Below are 19640 nucleotides of genomic sequence, written 5' to 3'. Positions count from 1 at the left end.
AAAACAAAAAAGCGATTCATTTTGAATCGCTTTTTTAATTTATTGTGGTGCACCTGGCGGGTACTTTGTCATTATTTCTGCAACAAATTCTTTAATTCTAGCTTCTTTCTTTTCTATGTTTCTACTTAAATATCCCGTTCCCATACCTTGCCAAACAAGTTCTTTCTTTTTAGCATCAATAAGGTCAATGTATAGTGTCCCCTGAGTACTTGTTGAAACCGTTGGTTGATTCCATCCCCAGCCCCAGCCGGGACCAAAGCCTCCCCAAGGACCCCAACCGCCCCAACCCCAGGCACCCATGCCCCAAGAGTTGTTGTAAACATCTACACGTTGTTGAGATTTAGTAAAAAGACTAACCAATAAATCCGGTTCTTGAGATTTAGTATAACCTTTTGCAAGTAATTCTGCCTCAATGGCTCGTAAAATTCGACGTTTATCTAAGTCGCTAATTTCGGCTTTGTCAATACCGGTTTTAAAGAATGCAAATGTATTGTATTCACTAAAGTTTGCACCTTTATTATAGTCTGCTGCAACTCTAATTGAGCTACAAGATGTCAATATTACTATTAAAAGTAAAAGTGATAAAGTTTTAAATAATCCATTCATAATGCAATTTTTTATGGTTATAATAGTTTAAAAGCTTTAGTAAATGGTTCTTGACATAAAGATAATTAATTTACAGAAACTTTCTTTTTATCTTGTATAATCATCAAGAATCATACCAAGTATTGAGCGAAAAATGGGTGGAAAATGTTATTTTTTGATTGAATTTGTTCGTTTATCATAACCATATGGGCAATGCCTGCAGCCACTTTCACAACAATAACCTCTTTTCAAATGATATTGCTCCGTGAAACAACGATATCCTTCGGGAGTTAGATAATAGTCACCTTCCTCAATGGGGATGTTTTTTTTCATAACATGCAAAGTTAATATAATTTGGACTGATTTTTGAAATTATAGTAGTATGATAATTATTTCAAAATATTTAATTCCAAAAGGCTATAATGGCTTAACATTGTTTCCATTTGTACTTTTAAGATTGAAGATATTAAAAGGTGATAGTGTATTTTTAAATCATGAAAGAATACATCTTAGGCAGCAATTGGAACTATTGGTTTTACTATTTTACATTATTTATTTTTTTGAGTTTATATTTAGAATTATTCAGTTTAAAAATTGGGAATTGGCATATAGAAACATTTCTTTTGAACGAGAATGTTATGCAAATGAATCCGACTTAGGGTATTTGAAACATCGAAAGTTTTGGAGTTTTTTGAAGTATATTCGCAGACATGATGTTTAAGCTTGAAAATAGTGTTAATCAATACATAAACTTACCTAGAGAACTCGGGGTAGGCTTGTTTATAAAGCGCGAGGATGAAATACATTCTTTTGTGTCTGGTAATAAATATAGAAAGCTAAAATACAATTTAATGGAGGCGCAAAAAGGAGGATTTGGAACCTTATTGACTTTTGGAGGCGCCTATTCAAATCATATTGCTGCAGTGGCTTCAGCTGGAAAACAGATTGGTATTAAAACTATTGGTGTTATAAGGGGAAATGAGTTATTGGGGAAGAAACGTAAGAATGCAACACTTAGTTTTGCAAAGCAATGTGGTATGCGATTTAAATACGTCTCACGCGAAGATTATAGAAATAAAACAAATGATTTATTTATTGAAAACCTTAGGAATGAATTTGGTGCTTTTTATTTAATTCCAGAAGGTGGTACAAACGAATTGGCAATTAAAGGTTGTGAAGAAATTTTAAACGAAGAGGATGGTTATTTCGATTACATCTGTTGTTCGGTTGGAACAGGAGGCACGATCTCTGGACTTATAAATTGTTCAAAACCTAGTCAACAAGTTTTAGGTTTTCCCGCGTTAAAAGGTTCTTTTTTAAATGAAGATATTAGTAAATTTGTTACGAAACCAAACTGGAAGCTAATATCAGATTATCATTTTGGGGGATATGCCAAAATAAATGAAGATTTGGTCTCGTTTATAAATAAGTTTAAGGCATTATACGGTATTCCTTTTGATCCTATTTACACAGGAAAAATGATGTATGGTGTTTTCGATTTAATTAAAAAAAAATATTTTCCAAAAGGTTCAAAAATATTGATCATACATACCGGTGGATTACAGGGTATTTCTGGTATGAACACCGTTTTGAAGAATAAAGGTTTATCATTAATTGATATATAGATGAAACGAATAATCGTTATAGTTTTAATAAGTTTTTTTCTGTTTAGTTGTGGCTCAAAGAAAAATGTCATTACCAAGAAGCAGAAATCGGAGCCTATTATTGAGCGCAAAGAACCAGTTTTAGCTGAAACACCTCCAGAAAAGTCAGAAATTGGTAAAGAGACTTCAAAAGTTTATGCAAATTCAACTGAGAAGTATATAGATACTTACAAAAAAATTGCCCAGAATGAAATGAAGCTTTATGGGATACCGGCAAGTATAACCTTGGCTCAAGGGATTTTAGAATCTGGTTCTGGAAAAGGTAGATTATCGTTAAAAGCTAATAATCACTTTGGTATAAAATGTCATGATTGGACTGGAAAAAAAATATACCATGATGATGATGAGAAAGGAGAATGTTTTCGAAAATATAACGATGCTAAATATTCCTTTAGGGATCATTCATTGTTTTTATCTGAAAGAAAGCGCTATGCTTTTCTATTTGATTTAAAGAAGTACGATTACAAAGGGTGGGCTAAAGGATTAAAATCTGCTGGATATGCAACGGATAGAAAGTACCCACAAAAGCTTATAAGTTTAATAGAACGTTATAAGCTTTATGAGTATGATAGGCCGCTGTTAGGTATAGAAAACAATAATATTACTGAAGAAGCTTCAATTAAATTACTATACACCGTCTCTAAAGGAGATACATTATACTCGATTTCTAAAAGGTATAACACAACGGTAGAAGAACTTCAAAAAATAAATGGATTAAAGGGAAATGACTTAGATATCGGTCAAGTTTTATTAGTTCAGAAATAACAAAAAAATTCATGATTTATCAAAGAAGTAGTGCCTTGTTTGAAGAGGCAGAAAAAGTAATTCCCGGTGGTGTAAACTCGCCCGTGAGAGCTTTTAAAGGGGTAGGAGGAACTCCCATTTTTGTAAAAGAAGCTAAAGGAGCATATTTGTATGATGAAGATGGTAATAGACTAATCGATTTCATAAACTCTTGGGGGCCTATGATTTTAGGTCATGCTTTTGAGCCCGTTGTAGAAGCGGTAATTAATAAAGCAAAAAAAGGAACTTCATTTGGAATGCCTACTGAAATTGAAACCAAAATTGCAGAATTGGCAGTTTCTATGGTTCCAAATATTGATAAAATTAGATTTGTTAATTCAGGAACTGAAGCTTGCATGAGTGCTGTAAGGTTGGCACGTGGATTTACAGGAAAAGATAAAATCATCAAATTTAAAGGATGTTATCATGGTCATAGTGATTCTTTCTTAATTCAAGCGGGGAGTGGTGCTAGTACTTTCGGTGTACCTAACAGCCCTGGAGTAACTCAAGGTACCGCTAAGGATACTTTGCTAGCTTCATACAATGATATTGAAGGTGTTCGGAAATTAGTGGCTTCTGATCAAAATGAGATTGCTTGTATTATTATTGAACCAGTTGCAGGGAATATGGGATGTATACCACCACATGATAGATTCTTGCAAGCATTAAGAGCTATTTGTGATGAAAACGATATTCTATTGATTTTTGATGAGGTAATGACAGGCTTTAGATTGGCTAAAGGTGGAGCTCAAGAATTGTTTAATATTAATGCCGACATTATCTGTTTTGGAAAAGTAATAGGAGGTGGTCTGCCTGTTGGAGCCTTTGCTGCACGAAATGAAATTATGAATCATTTAGCGCCTTTGGGACCAGTATATCAGGCAGGAACTTTAAGTGGTAATCCATTGGCTATGGCAGCTGGTTTAGCGATGTTAAATGAACTAAATAATGATGAAAGCGTCTTTAATCGTTTGGCTGAAAAAACGACGTATTTACATGACGGTATTTCGAAAGTTTTAGCAGAGAATAATATAATTCACACCATTAATAGAGTGGGGTCAATGATTTCTGTGCATTTTGATGAAGGTAAAGTTGTGGATTTTGATACAGCAGCCAAAGGCAATAACGATAGGTTTAAAAAATTCTTTCATGGAATGCTTAACCAAGGTATTTATATAGCGCCAAGTGCTTTTGAAACTTGGTTTATAACTGATGCTTTGACCTACGGAGATTTAGATTTTACCATTGAAGCGGTAAATCAAGTTGCAAAAACCTTATGAAAAAAAGAGACACATTTCAAACGAAAAGCGTCTCTTAAACAAACTATAATAATCAAACTAAACTAAACCAATCTATTCTTGTTCTTTCTTTTTGTGTGATTTTTTCATGCCTTTGCCCTTTGAGCGTGCTCTTGCTCGAGCTTTTTCCCATTTAACAAATTGTTCTTCATTTAAAATCTCTTTCATTTTTGCTTTCATAGCAATTTGATAATCTAATTTAGCATTAGCCATTTTTAATCGCTCTTCCTTAGTAGGCTTTTGAGCTTTACCACTTTCTTTTTTTGCTTTACGACTTTCCATGTGAGCTTTTCTTTTTGTCGCGTTTGCTAAATTGATGTCATAAATTTCTTTTTGCTGAGATTCGTCTAAATCTAAATGAAGTGTCATTTTTTTTGTTTTAAGATTAGCGATTTCCTCGGCACTTAAATTTTTCATCATTTCTCCTCTCTTATGGCCATCTCTTTTCGGTTCTTGGGCCCCAACATGAATAGCCAATAAAGCTAAGGTTATTAAAACGAGTTTTTTCATTTCTATAACTTTTTTGTTCAAGCTTTTGACTAAGAAAAAATAGAAAGGTTTAACGCTAATTGAGTTTTAACCTAGTATTAACATCTTTGAGAGGTTAAGTAAGTTCTGAAAAGTTATTTTAATATAGGGATTTGAACGCTTAGGCCTGTTTGAAAATCTGGAGCGTTATTAACTGAAAAATCTTCTTTGAAATAAAGAGATAGTTTAAATTTTGGATGGCCATAAGTATAGATAAATGTCCAATCGGAAAGTGGATTATATAAAGTTTGTACACCATTTTGCCAACCACCATTTATTTCTTGCCAAAGCCCACGTAAATGATAGTAGCCAGCTTCTTCTTTTTTACCATATCTAGATTGAATGTGGAAATTTACACTAAAGGCATGATAATTTTTTTGCTCGGTGTATTTTGTGAATTCAACATCACTTTGCAAGCTAGCTAAGTATTTGTTTGTTCCTAAATCAATAAGGTCGTCTCTAAAGTTTGCAAAGTTTTTTCTTAATAAACTAGCTCCTAGGCCAATATTAAACTCATTGCCGCTTTTTAAAACAATGTGCTTTACTGCATTTGTAGAAATTCCAATATCTATTGAGGCGTTATATTTAGTTGTATTTATACCAACATGACTTCCTATGTTAAAGAATAGGTTTCTGGTTTCATTAAATTTAAGGGTTGGGTAGTAGAAATGATTTAGTTCTATACCGCCAATTAAGAAATCGTTGTTGTCTAGTTTAAGCGTTCTTCCGTTTCTATCGTTATACTCAAAATTTACTTGGTTGAGTCCATAAAATCGCCTTCCATAAGGGTCTTCGCCGCCAGCAATATTGCTGTGAAACCATTCAATGCTTTCATCTCCGGTAAAAAAGGAAAACGGATATTTTCCTCTAGTTATTAAGTATGATCTTAATGTAATACCTAATTCATGTTTTTTAGCCAAGGGAATATTCAGGTTTAACCTAAATTCTTTTATTACGGCATCAATTACAATATTTAAATAATCGGCAGGAGTGGTTTCCTGGTCAATAAAATTAAAACGACGGTCATGCCAAATAGTATTGCTGAATTCTTCTCTAATAGCATGGTCTTTTGGATAATAAGATTCCACAAATGGATGGAAGTTATTTCCGCTAGCATGGTCTAGTGAAAGCAACGATTGGTTTGGTGGTTCGATTTTGAAATTGTTATTTATTCTTGCGCTAAAAATACCGAAATGATGTGTAGCTAAAATGCTGGGTTTATCAATACCATTTTTAAAAGACAGGCTGTCTTTTTGTTGCCCCATTAATAGAAAGCTAAATAGGTAGGTGACTATGAAAATCGATTTCTTGAGCATTGTTCAAAAATAGATAAAGTTTGAATAATAAATAATTATGTGCCCGATAGTTCTTTTTGAGCTTTTTTTATAAGATCTAAAGTTATTTTGTATAGGTTTTCACTTTTCATTTTACCTTTCAACCAACTGTAAAAACTAATAACAAAAATGTCCTCTCGATATGTTTCTTTCCAGTTAAAAGCATTTTCAACAGTCTCTCTAAATTTTGTAGAATTGGCTTGTTCGGGATTTTTATAGTATGTCTCTACAAAGCCTAAGTAGGTTAATACCCGTTGTTGGTTGATGTCTTTTAAATAAGACGTATAAGATCTTTTAAAACTAAGTAATCGTGATTCCACTAAATCTATATTATTTAAATCAATATGAAGTAATATTTCTATCAAATTCTTTTTTATTACCCATTCTTTGCCTGCTTTTTCTGTATACCATTTATCGGTATGGTAAAATTTTGAAAAGATTTGATGGGCATTTTTTAAATCCCCTTTTTGAAAATTAAGCATGATTAAAGCTAGACGAATATCCAATGCTGCCTCTATATCTATATGTCTTTCTGTGTCTATAGCTTTTAAAGTATGAATAGCAGCGGTTTGGTTGTTGCTATAATTTAAGTTTAAGGCGAGTAATAATTTGTGTTTAAGGTTAAAAGAAGTGTAATGTTTTTTCTTCTGATTTAACATGTATTCATGCATAAGCGCAAGATACTTTTGTGAATCGTTAAACTTTTTATTACGGAATAATGCATTTGCAATAGTATATAAGATTTGGATATGATAATAAAGCTGTTTATTTCTGTGTTTGTGTTTTAAGATTGTATGATAAGCATTAATTAAAAAAGGCTCAATTTTTAAATAATCTTTAGTTGCAAAAGCACTTATATTTACAATGATTATTAGTTGATATAAGGATTTAAATGACAGAGAATCACTTAGACTAATATTGTGTGCGTTAAGTGTTTTGTTAACTATGGTTTCTAAATCTAGAGTTTTTCCTTTATGTGTATAGCTATTTAAGGTTTTTTTAATTTGTGCATAAACAATATTAAGCTGGTCTTCTAAATGATGATTTTTTTGATTGTCTTTAAATTTTAAAACAAGTTTATCTAAGTCTAGAGAAGGAATGGTATAGGCGTATTGGATTTTGGTATGATATATTTCATTTAAAAGTGTAAATAAAAAATATTCTTTAGCTAATGTTTCTGCTTTATCTAATATTTTATAAGCTATTTGATGTTGTTTATTTTCTAAGCAGTTTCGTGAGGCAACAATGTATTTTATAATTTGCATATCAATAGCCTTTTCTTCTTGTAGCCTGTTGTTTGCTATAAAATCTATAATGGATTTGAACAATCGCTTTCTTAGAGCGTGGTACGCATCTTTTTTATGTGTACCATAAAGTTTAAAGCAGAGCTCTTTTGAGTTTAGTTCATTTTTTATAAGATGTTTAAACAAATCTGTGTTTTTAGCATTTTTACGTTTGTTCTTCTTTTCTAAATATTGAATGAATTGATGTTGTTCTTTAGTCGAAAATGTAGAAACGAGATGTTTTAAATTATTCATTTAATCGTCATTAAATAATTATTAATTACAATAAATATAAAATTAATTCGGTAATTTATATAAATTATATCGTCAGTAATATATATATAATGTTTTTTTAATAGACTACATATTTTGCACTTTTGTCTTATAATCATTAAAACAATTATTATGAATTATCAAACAACAGTTTCAATTGATGAAAAATCTAAAGAGACAAAAATTAAAAAGGAAGCTAAGATTTATGATCAAAAGCCAACAGCTGCATTTATAGGAGCTTCATGGTCTGCATTATTGATAGGAATGACTTCATATTGTATAGGCTTATGGAATGCCGATATGATGCTAAACGAAAAAGGATATTATTTTACCATTCTTTTATTTGGATTGTTCTCGGTTATTTCGGTTCAAAAGGCAGTTAGAGATAAGTTAGAAGACATTCCGGTTACCGAGATTTATTATAGTATTAGCTGGTTTACTACAGCAGCATCAATAACACTTCTAGTTATTGGGTTATGGAACGCAGATTTGCTGTTAAGCGAAAAAGGATTTTATGGTATGTCTTTTTTGTTAAGTATATTTTCTGCAATCGCTGTTCAAAAAAACACAAGAGATGTACAGTATATTGATAGAAATATAAGTGATGAAAAATAAGATTCTAGCACATAAATCAAAACAAAACATTTAAACGATTGTTTTGATGATTGGTTGATTAACCCAAAACCTCATGGTTTTATAAATTGTGAGGTTTTAAAATATTTCTTCATTTATTGTATCTTAGTGTGCTAACGGTTTTTAATATGTCTTATTGGATGTACATTACTATTATTGTTTTAATTATTTATGTGATAATTAGTGTTGCGATATATTATTTACAAGACTACATGTTATTTAAACCAGAAAAGCTTTCAAAGGATTTTCAGTTTAACTATGCTAATCAAGATTTCGAAGAGCATAATCTTGAGACAAGAGACGGTGCGGTTATAAATGGTATTCTTTTTAAACCAAAAAAGAAATCCCAAGGAATTGTTTTATATCTCAAAGGAAATTCTAAAAGTATAAAAGGTTGGGGAAAGTTTGCCGTAGATTTTACTAGACATGGCTATAATGTACTAATGGTAGATTATAGAGGTTTTGGTAAAAGTACAGGAAGGCGTTCTCAAAAGGCCATAAAGCGAGATTTACAAGTTGTGTATAATAAAATAAAAGAAAAGACAACAGAAGATAGAATAGTGCTGTACGGGCGTTCTTTAGGATCTGGTTTTGCTGCAAAGTTAGCATCCATGAACAGCCCTAAAATGCTAATATTAGATGCTCCTTATTACAGTTTAACAAAAGTTACGGCACGCTATGCGCCGTTTATGCCATTGTCATTACTTATTAAATATCCATTGCCGACTTATAAATGGTTAAAATATGTTCAATGTCCTATTCATATTATTCACGGTACTAATGATAATTTAATTCCATATAAGACCAGTGTAAAATTATCTAAAGTCAACCCTAAACGGACTAAACTGCATACTGTAATTGGAGGTGGACACAAAAATTTAAACAATTTTGAGTCCTATCACGAAATGATTCATGATATACTCAATTTAAACCCAGAACCAATAGATTTAACCACAACAAGTATTCATGTTAAACATTCGTCGAAGCCGAGTAGGGCAAAAGCTTAACACAATTGGTGTTTTATTATTAGGTATTTATATTTTTTTAGGATTCTTTTTATATGCGTTTCAAGACAGGATGATTTTTTTTCCTACTGAATTACCTCAAGATTATGAGTATAAGTTTTCTTATCCATTTGAAGAGATATTTTTAAAAACAGATTCAAATACAACTATAAATGCACTACATTTTAAAAATGACTCTCCTAAAGGAGTTGTGCTTTATTTTCATGGAAATGCAGGAGATTTATCTCGTTGGGGACATGTAAGTGAAAATTTTATGGCTAAAGGTTACGATGTATTAGTTATGGATTATCGAACTTATGGTAAAAGCAAGGGAAATTTAACTCAAGAATCATTTTATACCGATGCCCAATATTGTTTCGATTATTTAAAAAATAAATACAATGAGCATGATATAAGCGTTTATGGCCGATCTCTAGGGTCTGGGATTGCAACTTTTATTGCTTCTGTTAACAACCCAAAGCAGATTATTTTAGAAACACCTTATTATAGTGTAGCCGAGGTTGCTCAAAATAGATTCCCCATATTTCCAGTTAAATCTTTACTTAAGCATCAATTTCTTTCAAATGAGTTTATAGTAAATGTCACATGCCCTATAACCATGTTTCATGGCACATTAGATTATGTTATCCCAATCGGGTCTGCTTTAAGACTATATGAAGAAGCACCAAAAACTAATACTAAGTTTGTGAAAATAGAAAATGGGAATCACAATGATTTATCAGATTTTGACTTGTATCAAGACCAAATTGAAATACTTTTTCCTTAGTAATTCTTAAAAACCTTAACACTCTCATCAATATTATCTTAAGGAAGTTATAAAAAAGCATTTTTTAGTGTTAAACATTTCTAAAAATTGGTAACAATATTCCTGATTAACCGTCAATTTGTAAAGAAATTAAATCACACTATTATGATACGATTATCAATTATTTTAAGTTTATTTTTAACAGCTAGTGCTTCGGCAACTATAAATAATATTGCCTCAGACTATAACACTTTCCCGGACTACAACATATCTTGCACTTTCATTGATGCGGGTTGTGAATTACTAAATGACGATTTTGATTTAGTAGAAGTAGAAGAGGAGGTTATGATACCTTTTAATACTCTATCATATTTGCCTAAAGGGTTTAATCCTTTAAAGGGCAAGGATGATTTGGATTGGAGTAAAATTGAATTAATTGATGTTATGGAAGAGGTTGATCTATTAATTGATACAAAAGCGTATTTGCCAAAAAACTTTAATCCATTAAAAGGATTGCATGATATAAATTGGAATGATTTTGACCTCATTGAAATTGAGGAAGAACTTGAATTAAATTTTAATATAGAAGATTATTTACCTAATAATTTTTGCTCATATCAAGGTATGGCTTAATAGGTAATTTAGTTAAGTTGTTAGTTAGTTTAGTTAGTTAAATCCGGTAATACAATTACCGGATTTTTTTAGTTTAATAAAGTTATTGATTGGAGTAATTTAAAAAATTGTAATTTAGAAATTATGCAACCCAACCAACTTAAAATGAAAACACGAACTAAGAAAAATCTAACCAAAAAAATTGGATTAACAGTTGTCTTCCTAATAGGTGTTTATTTTTACTAATGCCTTACGATATTTTATTTTTACTGAAGAAGCATATGCCGCATATTTTTGGCCAAGAGTTAATTGGGTCTTTCCTCACGTGGTATGTGTTATAATAGCTCTACTCGCTGGGCCTTTTCAGTTTTCAAATAGATTACGAGCAAAATATTTAAAGTGGCATAAAAGGAGTAGATATCTATATTTAATTGCTATTTTATTTGGTGCCATTGCTGGAATTGGTCTTTCATTGACATCTCAAGTAAATTTAACTTATAAATTCGGACTCTTTTTCTTAGCAATTGCTTGGTTGTTAAACAGTGGAATGGCTTTGATCTGTATTTTAAAGCGTAAAATAGAACAGCATAGAGAATGGATGATAAGAAGTTATGTAGTTACTTTTGCTTTTGTGTTTTTTAGATTGTTTGCTGATATTTTTACTACTATGAAATTGCTGAAAGAGCAGACATCAATGGCCTTATGAGTTGGTCATGTTGGGCTGTTCCCCTTTTATTTACAGAAGTTGTTTTACAGTATAAAAGAACATTAAGTTAGTAAAAAAAGAATCGTTTTTTATTAACGAATTTTTTTTATTCAATTTTTTAAAGGTGGTCTAAACTTTAAACTACCTCCACAAATAAACCTTCATCGGTTTTTTCAACTTTTGCAAGGTTATTTTTGGTGAGCTCTTTAATTGTTTTATCCCATTTTTTGTTAGATAATCCAGATTGAGATTTCAAAACATTCAACCCTAAACGCTGTTCTTTCTTAAGTAAATTTAATAACGCTCTTCCTTCATCACTAATTGCTGGAGCTTTTTTCTCAGGACGCATTTGAGGAAAGAATAGAACCTCTTGTATCGATTGATTATTGGTTAAAAACATAATAAGTCTATCCATACCAATTCCCATTCCACTAGTAGGAGGCATGCCATATTCTAAAGCACGTAAAAAGTCATGGTCTATAAATTCGGTAGCTTCATCATCGCCTTTTGCGGCAAGTTTAAGTTGATGCTCAAAACGCTCACGTTGGTCTATTGGGTCGTTTAATTCTGAATAAGCATTGGCTATTTCTTTACCACAAACCATTAATTCAAAACGCTCCGTTAGTTCAGGATTATCACGGTGTTCTTTGCACAAAGGACTCATCTCTTTAGGATAGTCTGTGATAAATGTAGGTTGTATATAATTGCCTTCACATTTTTCACCAAAAATCTCATCTATCAGTTTGCCTTTGCCCATGGTTTCATCGACTTCAACACCTAAATCTTTGGCAGCTTGTCTTATCTCATCTTCATTTTTACCAGTAATATCAAATCCAGTAAAATGCTTAATGGAGGCGGCCATAGTGACACGGGCATAAGGCGCTTTAAAATCAATTTCATGAGATCCAAAAGTAGCTTTTGTTGTCCCATTGACTGCAATGGCGCAATGCTCTAACAGTCGCTCGCAGAAATTCATCATCCAATTGTAGTCTTTGTAAGCTACATATATTTCCATAGCCGTAAATTCAGGGTTATGAGTTCTATCCATCCCTTCATTTCTAAAGTTTTTTGAAAACTCATATACACCATCAAATCCACCAACAATTAATCGCTTTAGATAGAGTTCGTTTGCAATTCTCATATACAAAGGTATGTCTAAAGCGTTATGATGCGTTATGAATGGGCGTGCTGCGGCACCTCCAGGAATAGGTTGCAGAACGGGTGTTTCAACTTCAAAATACCCAGCATCATTAAAAAATTGACGCATCGCATTAAAAAGTTTGGTTCGTTTAACAAACACTTCTTTTACCTGAGGGTTAACAACTAAATCGGCATAACGTTGTCTATACCGTTGCTCTGGATCTGTAAAAGCATCATATACTACTCCATCTTTTTCCTTTGGTAGAGGAAGTGGTTTAATTGCTTTACTTAACACTTTAAAGTCCTTTACTTTTATTGTTTTTTCACCAACTTGTGTGGTAAAAAGCTCCCCTTCTATCCCAATAAAATCGCCAAAGTCCAGGAGTTTTTTAAAAATATCGTTATATTTAGTTTTATCTTCTCCAGGGCAAATTTCATCACGATTAAAATAGACTTGTATTTTTCCTTCAGCATCCTGTAATTGTGCAAAACTTGCTTTACCTTGTATTTTTACCATCATCAATCTTCCAGCAACAACTACTTGTTTTCCTTCTACATATTGTTCTTTAACCTGTCTGGAATTATGACTTACAGGATACAAGTCTGCAGGATAGGGATTGATTCCTAACTTGCGTAATTTTTCTAACTTCTCTCTTCTAACCAGTTCTTGTTCTGATAATTGCGACATATTCTAAATTCTGAATGTAATTTTAATGCGCAAAGATAATCATTTGAATTGCTATTTGCGCTTATTGATTTAGGATTTTTGGCAGCTTCATTTATCCTTAATTGTAACAAATGATTTATTTTTACGTCAAACATGTAATCATCAATCATTAAAAAATCACTATGAGTTTTTGGAGAGTTTTACTGTCTATTATTTGTCCACCTTTAGCTGTTATAGATAAAGGTTGTGGCTCTATTTTAATTGTCTTCTTGCTATGGCTTTGTGGCTGGGTCCCAGGTGTTATTGCAGCTTTAGTCATCCTTAATAATCCAAAGAGTTAAACCATAAAAATATCGTAATTTTGCAGCTTATGAATAAGCAAATTGAACTGCAAGATTTAGGTTTAAAAGACTACAAAGAAACCTGGGATTACCAAGAGCATTTGTTCAAGGGTATCGTGGATGTCAAAATAATGAATAGACGTGAGGATGCTGGTTTGAAAACTAGTAATTATTTCTTATTCGTAGAACATCCGCACGTCTATACTTTAGGGAAGAGCGGTGATATTTCAAACCTTTTGGTTAATGAAGATCAATTAAAGGCTAAAGATGCAACATTTTATAAAGTTAATCGAGGGGGTGATATCACATATCATGGTCCTGGACAAATAGTTGGTTACCCAATCTTAGATCTTGATAATTTTTTTACTGATATTCATAAATATCTTCGATTTCTCGAGGAAATGATTATTCTCACTTTAGCAGAATATGGTTTAAAAGCTGAACGTAGTGAAGGAGAAACAGGTGTTTGGCTTGATGTTGGAACACCATTCGCGAGAAAAATATGTGCTATGGGAGTGCGTGCAAGTAGATGGGTGACAATGCATGGGTTTGCGTTAAACGTTAATGCCAATTTGGGTTATTTTGATTTAATGATTCCATGCGGAATCAAGGGTAAAGCCGTTACTTCTCTTAATGTCGAGCTTGGAGTTAAACATGTTGATGAGTCTGAGGTTAAAGAGAAATTATTGAAACATTTTAAAACACTTTTTGAGGCAGATTTTTTAAAACGTTAATCTTAATACTTCTCAGGTACAAACGTTTGATAATTCATTGGGGGTCGAACATAAGCCTTATAATCTGGTAAGTCTGGAAGCTCAATAGGCTTAATATTCATTTTTTCGTATGGTATTTGACTTAAAACATGACTAATACAATTTAGACGGGCTTTTTTCTTGTTATCAGCATTTACTACATACCATGGTACCTGTTTCGTGTCGGTATGGGCAAACATGTTGTCTTTTGCTTTGGAATATTCCAGCCATCTCGAGCGTGATTCTAAATCCATAGGGCTAAACTTCCAACGTTTAAGTGGATTGCTTATCCTGTTTTTAAAACGCTCTTCTTGTTCTTCATCACTTACAGAAAACCAATATTTTAGAACAATAATTCCAGAACGAACTAGCATGCGCTCAAACTCCGGACATGAGCGTAAAAATTCATTATATTCTTCTTCGGTGCAAAACCCCATAACTTTTTCTACGCCAGCTCTATTGTACCAGCTTCTGTCGAAAAGTACAATTTCTCCTGCCGCCGGTAAAAAGTGTACATAACGTTGAAAATACCATTGTGATTTTTCTTTTTCGGTAGGAATACCTAATGCAACAACTTTGCAAATTCGAGGATTTAAAGGCTCAGTAAAACGTTTAATCGTGCCACCTTTCCCAGAGGCATCTCTACCTTCAAAAATAATAACAACTTTTAATCCCTTTTTTTTAACCCATTCTTGAAGATGCACCAATTCCGTATGTAATTTTTTTAGTTCTTCTTCGTAATCAAAAGATTTGTTTTTAGACATAATGATATCGCTATGTTGTAGTAGATTACAAGTTAATAAAATTATAAAAGGTATTGAGCTTGAGCAGATCTAAATATTGAAATGTTTGAATCATATACTCGTGCAAAATGTATTTATTTTCTATAAAGAAAATATTCGTTTACCAAAGTAATATATTTTTGCTTAGCTTCTTTTTGAGAGATATTTTCAACTTGAAATAGTGCATTTGTTTTAAATGCATTTATAATGGGTTCCTTACTTTTAGGCTTGCGGTAATTGTTGGTAGCTTTTTTATAATAGGCATAGAGTTTCAATAAGGTGTCTGCAGGAAACGGGTCATGATAAGCATTAACACGATCCACAGCTTCCTTAAATTCTATGTCTAATTTTTTACCCATTGGTTTCGGCAATTACACTTTCGCCACCTTTTACTTTTTGATTAAGTTGTACCTTAATTTTGGTGTCTAAAGGTAGAAATAAATCGACTCTTGAACCAAATTTTATAAACCCAGAATCATCTCCTTGTGTAGCTTGATCATTTTGTTTTGCATAATTAACAATACGTTTTGCTAATGCGCCTGCAATCTGTCTATATAAAACTTTTCCGTAAGATTTATTTTCTACGACAACAGTAGTGCGTTCATTTTCCTCACTTGCTTTAGGGTGCCATGCAACCAAATATTTTCCAGGATGATATTTGCTGAATATAACATTTCCACCAATAGGATAACGGGTTACATGAACGTTTAAGGGAGACATAAAAACACTAACTTGTAAGCGTTTGTCCTTAAAATATTCTTTCTCAAAAACTTCTTCAATTACTACAACTTTTCCATCAACAGGGGAGACAACATGATTTTCATTAAAGGAGGTATGACGCTTTGGATTTCTAAAAAACTGTAAAATAAGTATTAAAAATACCAGCAGTATAGTCATAACTAATACTTGAAGCCACTGGATGTTTATAAATTTATCAGCAAGTAAAAACCCAGCTAAAACCATTACAAACGATACTAAAATAATTTTATGTCCTTCTTTATGAAACATATTTGAGTATTCTTAGAAATAAATAAATAAATGGTGCTGCAAAAATAATACTATCTAGTCTATCTAACAATCCACCATGACCAGGCATAATAATACCACTGTCTTTTACACTGGCTTGTCGCTTAAATTTAGATTCTATTAAATCTCCTAAAGTGCCAAAAACACTTATAATTATGCTTAATATTAACCAGTTTGTGAAATTTAGTGTTTGGGTAAAGTTAGCTATAAAATAACTAGCTAAACAAGAGAAAAATAAACCGCCTAAAAAACCTTCTACAGTCTTTTTTGGTGAAATTTTCTCAAATAGTTTCTGCTTTCCAAAATTCTTGCCCACAAAATAGGCGAAGGAATCATTAACCCAAACTAATATAAAGGCACCTAGCAAAACACTAGGGTCGTAGACGTCAAAATAATTTGCAATGAGTATTAAGAAAACAAAACCACTAGATACATAAAAGGTGGTAAGAATAAATCGCTTAGAGGCGAAAAGTGGAATTTTTTTCTCAGAAAACAAGTCTTTTATCAAAAACAGTTCTACAAAAATAGTTAATACCATAAGTATTTGAGTAGCCTCATTAAAACCTTTGTCGGACTCTAAGACGAGTTGCCAATAACCAAAAACAGCATAAAGTATAACAAAAATGATAAAAGGAATAAAGCTTTTAAGTTGTATTAGCTTTTTGAATTCTACCAAACAAATAATTCCAAACACGAAAAATAAAAGTAATGAGGCATGTTCAAAATTAAGGCAAACTATTAAAAGTGATATATAAAGTAAACCTGAGAGCCCCCGAATAAGAATTTCTTTCATTCTACAAATCTTCTAATAGCAGTAGATAAAGGTTTTTAGCACTACTACCATAACTTAGGAAGTCTTTCTCGTCACCAGATTTAAAATGCTTTATGGTAGTAATATTTGTGGGTATTTTTTTTCTGTTTTTAGATTTGATACCTCGTAAGCCCTCACCAATACTCTCTACAATTTGACTAGTTGTAGCAAATACTATAAAATTAAGCGGTAATTCGGTTAATTTCTTCTCGTATATCTGTCTCGATGAAATTAATAAAGACCCATCATTTGCTATTAAATTCTCGCACGTAGTTAAAAAGAATGAAGATTCACTTGCTCTGTTGGTTGTTTTTAAATTGGAATTACCAAATTTGCTTTCTAAATGCTGGTCTATTATAAGAACTTTCTTGTCTTGCCAATCATTTTCATCGATAATACTCTGCAGGTTTTGAAAAATCTCATTTAAGTCTTCACAATACAAGAATTTGCCTCCATTAGCTTTAAAGTTTATGGTAAACCTTTCGTCTATTGGTAATTTAATTTCTGGCATGTATTTGCCTCTGTCATTGGACTTTAATTCCTCATCTTTATCTTCAGATTTGAAACCAAAAATTTTTCTAAAAAGACTCATTTAGATACTGCTATTAACTCTAATTAATTTGGGGTTTATCAAATATAAAAAATCTTAAACTAACCAAACGGTTAATTTAAGATTTTTACTAAAAGCTTAACAAATGTATGTTTTTCAACCTATTTGTCTAAAATTTCTCTCTCTTCTTTTTCGAAAGCTCTTTTACCAAATATTTTTTCTAGATTGTCTTTAAAAATAACTTCTTTTTCAAGCAACACTTCTGCAAGTTCCGTGAGTTTATCCTTATTGTCTTCAAGAAGTTTAACAGCTCTTTCGTATTGCTTTTCAATGATGTCCGAAATCTCTCTGTCTATTAATTCAGCAGTTTGCTCGCTGTAAGGCTTATTAAAACCAAATTCATTCTGACCAGAAGAATCATAATAAGTTAAGTTGCCAATTTTATCGCTTAACCCATAAATGGTTACCATGGCTCGAGCTTGTTTAGTCACTTTTTCTAAGTCGCTTAGTGCGCCAGTCGATATTTTATTGAAAATAACTTGTTCGGCAGCACGACCACCTAAAGCAGCACACATCTCGTCAAGCATTTGTTCTGGTCTCACAATTAAACGCTCTTCTGGTAAATACCATGCGGCACCTAAAGATCTTCCTCTTGGTACAATAGTTACTTTTACCAAAGGTGCAGCATGTTCTAGCATCCAGCTTACGGTGGCATGCCCAGCTTCATGAAAAGCCACTGCTTTTTTCTCGCTAGGTGTAATTATTTTGTTTTTCTTTTCTAAACCTCCAATAATTCTATCAACTGCATCTAGAAAATCTTGTTTATCGACTTCTTTTTTACCATTTCTAGCGGCAATTAATGCAGCTTCATTACAAACATTGGCAATATCTGCACCAGAAAATCCTGGGGTTTGTTTAGAGAGGAAATCGGTATCTAAATCTTTAGCCTTTTTTAGTGGACGTAAGTGCACTTCAAAAATTTCTTTTCTTTCACGAACATCTGGAAGGTCTACAAAAATTTGTCTATCAAATCTTCCTGCACGCATTAAAGCTTTATCAAGAATATCGGCCCTATTTGTTGCTGCAAGTACAATAACGTTGGCGTTAGTGCCAAAACCATCCATCTCAGTTAAAAGTTGGTTTAATGTATTTTCCCGCTCATCGTTACTTCCAGACATAGCATTCTTGCCTCTCGCACGACCAATCGCATCTATTTCATCAATAAAAATGATTGAAGGGGATTTTTCCTTTGCTTGTTTAAATAAGTCGCGAACTCTCGACGCTCCAACACCAACAAACATTTCAACAAAATCTGATCCAGATAATGAAAAGAATGGTACTTTGGCCTCACCAGCAACGGCTCTAGCTAATAAGGTTTTTCCTGTTCCTGGAGGTCCTACAAGTAAGGCGCCCTTCGGAATTTTTCCACCAAGTGTTGTATATTTTTCCGGGAACTTTAAGAAGTCTACAATTTCTTGAACTTCTTCTTTAGCACCTTCTAATCCAGCAACATCCTTAAAAGTAGTTTTAACTTCTGTGTTTTGATCAAATAACTTTGCTTTAGATTTTCCGATATTGAATATTTGCCCGCCAGCACCCCCACCAGCGCCACCAGACATTCTACGCATAATAAAAATCCACACGCCAATAAGAAGTACAAAAGGAAGAATGCCTAAAAGAAAATCACCAAGGAAATTTTCTTCAGTTATATAAATAGGTTCTAAATCTAAATTATTCTCTTTAATAATATCATTTAATTCTTTTTGGAAGATTTCCAATTCCCCAAACTCAAATTTATAATTTGGTAATCGTGTAGCAGTAGGAATTAATGTAGTTGGTTTCGAATTTTTATGAATTTCTTTTGAAACCGCATCCTTTGTTAAATATACTTTAGCCACACGTTTGTTAACTATCTCAACTTTATCAACATCACCATCTTCAACAAATTGAAAAAACTGAGTTGGATTTGTTTCTTTTCCTTCTTGAAAGCCACTATTACTGAAGAGTGAAGTGCCTAAAAAGATTGTTATTATAATACCATAAATCCAGTATGGACTAAATTTTGGTTTTTTATCTTTTATATTTTTCTTTTCGTTTGCCAT

At 32.3% G+C, this 19640-nt stretch carries 23 protein-coding genes; 11 read left to right on the top strand and 12 right to left on the bottom strand.

From position 1 onward, the window contains the following. Positions 1 to 39: 39 nt before the first annotated feature. Together FEF17_RS02185 and FEF17_RS14255 are read right to left on the bottom strand one after the other, a co-directional pair. Entirely contained in the window at positions 40 to 606 is a 567-nt protein-coding gene (locus FEF17_RS02185) for a DUF4136 domain-containing protein (protein WP_139000720.1), read from the bottom strand. 147 nt (positions 607 to 753) lie between these two features. After that, entirely contained in the window at positions 754 to 918 is a 165-nt protein-coding gene (locus FEF17_RS14255) for a C1orf53 family protein (protein ID WP_170180954.1), read from the bottom strand. A gap of 49 nt (positions 919 to 967) precedes the next feature. On the opposite strand from FEF17_RS14255, the gene FEF17_RS02180 reads away from it, so the two are divergent. From FEF17_RS02180 to hemL, 4 genes are read left to right on the top strand one after another with little or no spacing between them, the layout of a single operon-like run. Then, positions 968 to 1306, top strand: a complete 339-nt coding sequence (locus tag FEF17_RS02180; protein WP_139000719.1) for a hypothetical protein — start codon at positions 968 to 970, stop codon at positions 1304 to 1306. Then, complete coding sequence (locus FEF17_RS02175) at positions 1296 to 2210, top strand: 1-aminocyclopropane-1-carboxylate deaminase/D-cysteine desulfhydrase (RefSeq protein WP_139000718.1); 915 nt, start codon at positions 1296 to 1298, stop codon at positions 2208 to 2210. The genes FEF17_RS02180 and FEF17_RS02175 overlap by 11 nt, the downstream gene beginning before the upstream one ends. Next, positions 2211 to 3014, top strand: a complete 804-nt coding sequence (locus FEF17_RS02170; protein ID WP_139000717.1) for a glucosaminidase domain-containing protein — start codon at positions 2211 to 2213, stop codon at positions 3012 to 3014. It abuts the gene before it with no gap. 11 nt (positions 3015 to 3025) lie between these two features. Next, a complete protein-coding gene (hemL, locus tag FEF17_RS02165; RefSeq protein WP_139000716.1) occupies positions 3026 to 4312 on the top strand; it encodes a glutamate-1-semialdehyde 2,1-aminomutase in 1287 nt (428 codons plus the stop codon). Between the two features lie 72 nt (positions 4313 to 4384). Here the strand turns inward: hemL and FEF17_RS02160 are convergent, their stop codons facing one another. The 3 genes from FEF17_RS02160 to FEF17_RS02150 form a co-directional block, all read right to left on the bottom strand. Then, the gene (locus FEF17_RS02160) at positions 4385 to 4840 is read right to left on the bottom strand and encodes a DUF4890 domain-containing protein (protein ID WP_139000715.1); all 456 of its coding nucleotides are present in this window, start codon (positions 4838 to 4840) and stop codon (positions 4385 to 4387) included. 113 nt (positions 4841 to 4953) lie between these two features. Next, on the bottom strand, positions 4954 to 6123 hold the full coding sequence (locus tag FEF17_RS02155) for a hypothetical protein (RefSeq protein ID WP_139000714.1): 1170 nt from the start codon (positions 6121 to 6123) through the stop codon (positions 4954 to 4956). Positions 6124 to 6209: 86 nt separating this feature from the next. After that, complete coding sequence (locus FEF17_RS02150) at positions 6210 to 7730, bottom strand: hypothetical protein (RefSeq protein ID WP_139000713.1); 1521 nt, start codon at positions 7728 to 7730, stop codon at positions 6210 to 6212. A gap of 150 nt (positions 7731 to 7880) precedes the next feature. On the opposite strand from FEF17_RS02150, the gene yiaA reads away from it, so the two are divergent. From yiaA to FEF17_RS02125, 5 genes are all read left to right on the top strand, one after another. Continuing rightward, complete coding sequence (gene yiaA / locus FEF17_RS02145) at positions 7881 to 8363, top strand: inner membrane protein YiaA (RefSeq protein ID WP_139000712.1); 483 nt, start codon at positions 7881 to 7883, stop codon at positions 8361 to 8363. Between the two features lie 230 nt (positions 8364 to 8593). Further along, positions 8594 to 9388: an alpha/beta hydrolase gene (locus FEF17_RS02140; RefSeq protein WP_349291586.1), complete on the top strand. Its 795-nt coding sequence runs from the start codon at positions 8594 to 8596 to the stop codon at positions 9386 to 9388. Then, positions 9348 to 10172 carry an alpha/beta hydrolase gene (locus FEF17_RS02135; protein WP_139000710.1) on the top strand — a complete coding sequence of 275 codons (825 nt, stop codon included), beginning with the start codon at positions 9348 to 9350 and terminating at the stop codon, positions 10170 to 10172. The genes FEF17_RS02140 and FEF17_RS02135 overlap by 41 nt, the downstream gene beginning before the upstream one ends. A gap of 144 nt (positions 10173 to 10316) precedes the next feature. Continuing rightward, the gene (locus FEF17_RS02130; protein ID WP_139000709.1) at positions 10317 to 10784 is read left to right on the top strand and encodes a hypothetical protein; all 468 of its coding nucleotides are present in this window, start codon (positions 10317 to 10319) and stop codon (positions 10782 to 10784) included. A 208-nt stretch (positions 10785 to 10992) separates the two neighbouring features. Further along, complete coding sequence (locus FEF17_RS02125) at positions 10993 to 11469, top strand: DUF2306 domain-containing protein (protein ID WP_139000708.1); 477 nt, start codon at positions 10993 to 10995, stop codon at positions 11467 to 11469. A 136-nt stretch (positions 11470 to 11605) separates the two neighbouring features. Here the strand turns inward: FEF17_RS02125 and lysS are convergent, their stop codons facing one another. Beyond that, positions 11606 to 13297, bottom strand: a complete 1692-nt coding sequence (gene lysS, locus FEF17_RS02120) for a lysine--tRNA ligase (RefSeq protein ID WP_139000707.1) — start codon at positions 13295 to 13297, stop codon at positions 11606 to 11608. A 161-nt stretch (positions 13298 to 13458) separates the two neighbouring features. Between lysS and FEF17_RS02115 the strand changes: the two genes are divergently transcribed. Together FEF17_RS02115 and lipB are read left to right on the top strand one after the other, a co-directional pair. Next, positions 13459 to 13617 carry a YqaE/Pmp3 family membrane protein gene (locus FEF17_RS02115; RefSeq protein ID WP_139000706.1) on the top strand — a complete coding sequence of 53 codons (159 nt, stop codon included), beginning with the start codon at positions 13459 to 13461 and terminating at the stop codon, positions 13615 to 13617. 29 nt (positions 13618 to 13646) lie between these two features. After that, positions 13647 to 14351 carry a lipoyl(octanoyl) transferase LipB gene (gene lipB / locus FEF17_RS02110; protein ID WP_139000705.1) on the top strand — a complete coding sequence of 235 codons (705 nt, stop codon included), beginning with the start codon at positions 13647 to 13649 and terminating at the stop codon, positions 14349 to 14351. 2 nt (positions 14352 to 14353) lie between these two features. Here lipB and ppk2 read toward each other — a convergent pair whose 3' ends face one another. The 6 genes from ppk2 to ftsH all read right to left on the bottom strand — a co-directional run bounded on the left by ppk2 (position 14354) and on the right by ftsH (position 19640). Then, positions 14354 to 15133 carry a polyphosphate kinase 2 gene (gene ppk2, locus FEF17_RS02105; RefSeq protein ID WP_139000704.1) on the bottom strand — a complete coding sequence of 260 codons (780 nt, stop codon included), beginning with the start codon at positions 15131 to 15133 and terminating at the stop codon, positions 14354 to 14356. Between the two features lie 113 nt (positions 15134 to 15246). Next, positions 15247 to 15510, bottom strand: coding sequence for an acyl-CoA-binding protein (locus FEF17_RS02100; RefSeq protein WP_139000703.1), 264 nt, complete (start codon positions 15508 to 15510; stop codon positions 15247 to 15249). After that, positions 15503 to 16159: a phosphatidylserine decarboxylase family protein gene (locus tag FEF17_RS02095; protein WP_139000702.1), complete on the bottom strand. Its 657-nt coding sequence runs from the start codon at positions 16157 to 16159 to the stop codon at positions 15503 to 15505. Before FEF17_RS02095 ends, FEF17_RS02100 begins: the two co-directional genes overlap by 8 nt. Next, positions 16149 to 16970 (bottom strand): phosphatidate cytidylyltransferase, encoded by an 822-nt coding sequence (locus FEF17_RS02090; RefSeq protein WP_139000701.1) that lies wholly within the window; start codon positions 16968 to 16970, stop codon positions 16149 to 16151. Before FEF17_RS02090 ends, FEF17_RS02095 begins: the two co-directional genes overlap by 11 nt. Before the next feature lies 1 nt (position 16971). Further along, positions 16972 to 17580: an LUD domain-containing protein gene (locus tag FEF17_RS02085; RefSeq protein ID WP_139000700.1), complete on the bottom strand. Its 609-nt coding sequence runs from the start codon at positions 17578 to 17580 to the stop codon at positions 16972 to 16974. A gap of 119 nt (positions 17581 to 17699) precedes the next feature. Next, the gene (gene ftsH / locus FEF17_RS02080) at positions 17700 to 19640 is read right to left on the bottom strand and encodes an ATP-dependent zinc metalloprotease FtsH (RefSeq protein ID WP_139000699.1); all 1941 of its coding nucleotides are present in this window, start codon (positions 19638 to 19640) and stop codon (positions 17700 to 17702) included.

The organism is Hyunsoonleella aestuarii, assembly GCF_006148925.1.
In the GTDB taxonomy this organism is placed as follows: Bacteria; Bacteroidota; Bacteroidia; order Flavobacteriales; family Flavobacteriaceae; genus Algibacter_D; species Algibacter_D aestuarii.
Note: the sequence above shows the minus strand (reverse complement) of the source record. Positions and strands in the feature narration are given on the sequence as shown.

What these genes read in the sequence shown, in the direction of transcription:
- hemL (WP_139000716.1), top strand. Translation starts at nt 3,026, where the DNA reads ATGATTTATCAAAGAAGTAGTGCCTTGTTTGAAGAGGCAGAAAAAGTA.
- ftsH (WP_139000699.1), bottom strand. Translation starts at nt 19,640, where the DNA reads ATGGCAAACGAAAAGAAAAATATAAAAGATAAAAAACCAAAATTTAGT.
- FEF17_RS02115 (WP_139000706.1), top strand. Translation starts at nt 13,459, where the DNA reads ATGAGTTTTTGGAGAGTTTTACTGTCTATTATTTGTCCACCTTTAGCT.
- lysS (WP_139000707.1), bottom strand. Translation starts at nt 13,297, where the DNA reads ATGTCGCAATTATCAGAACAAGAACTGGTTAGAAGAGAGAAGTTAGAA.
- FEF17_RS02180 (WP_139000719.1), top strand. Translation starts at nt 968, where the DNA reads ATGATAATTATTTCAAAATATTTAATTCCAAAAGGCTATAATGGCTTA.
- ppk2 (WP_139000704.1), bottom strand. Translation starts at nt 15,133, where the DNA reads ATGTCTAAAAACAAATCTTTTGATTACGAAGAAGAACTAAAAAAATTA.
- FEF17_RS02185 (WP_139000720.1), bottom strand. Translation starts at nt 606, where the DNA reads ATGAATGGATTATTTAAAACTTTATCACTTTTACTTTTAATAGTAATA.
- FEF17_RS02150 (WP_139000713.1), bottom strand. Translation starts at nt 7,730, where the DNA reads ATGAATAATTTAAAACATCTCGTTTCTACATTTTCGACTAAAGAACAA.
- yiaA (WP_139000712.1), top strand. Translation starts at nt 7,881, where the DNA reads ATGAATTATCAAACAACAGTTTCAATTGATGAAAAATCTAAAGAGACA.
- FEF17_RS02090 (WP_139000701.1), bottom strand. Translation starts at nt 16,970, where the DNA reads ATGAAAGAAATTCTTATTCGGGGGCTCTCAGGTTTACTTTATATATCA.
- FEF17_RS02130 (WP_139000709.1), top strand. Translation starts at nt 10,317, where the DNA reads ATGATACGATTATCAATTATTTTAAGTTTATTTTTAACAGCTAGTGCT.
- lipB (WP_139000705.1), top strand. Translation starts at nt 13,647, where the DNA reads ATGAATAAGCAAATTGAACTGCAAGATTTAGGTTTAAAAGACTACAAA.
- FEF17_RS02160 (WP_139000715.1), bottom strand. Translation starts at nt 4,840, where the DNA reads ATGAAAAAACTCGTTTTAATAACCTTAGCTTTATTGGCTATTCATGTT.
- FEF17_RS02175 (WP_139000718.1), top strand. Translation starts at nt 1,296, where the DNA reads ATGATGTTTAAGCTTGAAAATAGTGTTAATCAATACATAAACTTACCT.
- FEF17_RS02095 (WP_139000702.1), bottom strand. Translation starts at nt 16,159, where the DNA reads ATGTTTCATAAAGAAGGACATAAAATTATTTTAGTATCGTTTGTAATG.
- FEF17_RS02085 (WP_139000700.1), bottom strand. Translation starts at nt 17,580, where the DNA reads ATGAGTCTTTTTAGAAAAATTTTTGGTTTCAAATCTGAAGATAAAGAT.
- FEF17_RS02135 (WP_139000710.1), top strand. Translation starts at nt 9,348, where the DNA reads ATGTTAAACATTCGTCGAAGCCGAGTAGGGCAAAAGCTTAACACAATT.
- FEF17_RS14255 (WP_170180954.1), bottom strand. Translation starts at nt 918, where the DNA reads ATGAAAAAAAACATCCCCATTGAGGAAGGTGACTATTATCTAACTCCC.
- FEF17_RS02140 (WP_349291586.1), top strand. Translation starts at nt 8,594, where the DNA reads ATGTTATTTAAACCAGAAAAGCTTTCAAAGGATTTTCAGTTTAACTAT.
- FEF17_RS02155 (WP_139000714.1), bottom strand. Translation starts at nt 6,123, where the DNA reads ATGGGGCAACAAAAAGACAGCCTGTCTTTTAAAAATGGTATTGATAAA.
- FEF17_RS02170 (WP_139000717.1), top strand. Translation starts at nt 2,211, where the DNA reads ATGAAACGAATAATCGTTATAGTTTTAATAAGTTTTTTTCTGTTTAGT.
- FEF17_RS02100 (WP_139000703.1), bottom strand. Translation starts at nt 15,510, where the DNA reads ATGGGTAAAAAATTAGACATAGAATTTAAGGAAGCTGTGGATCGTGTT.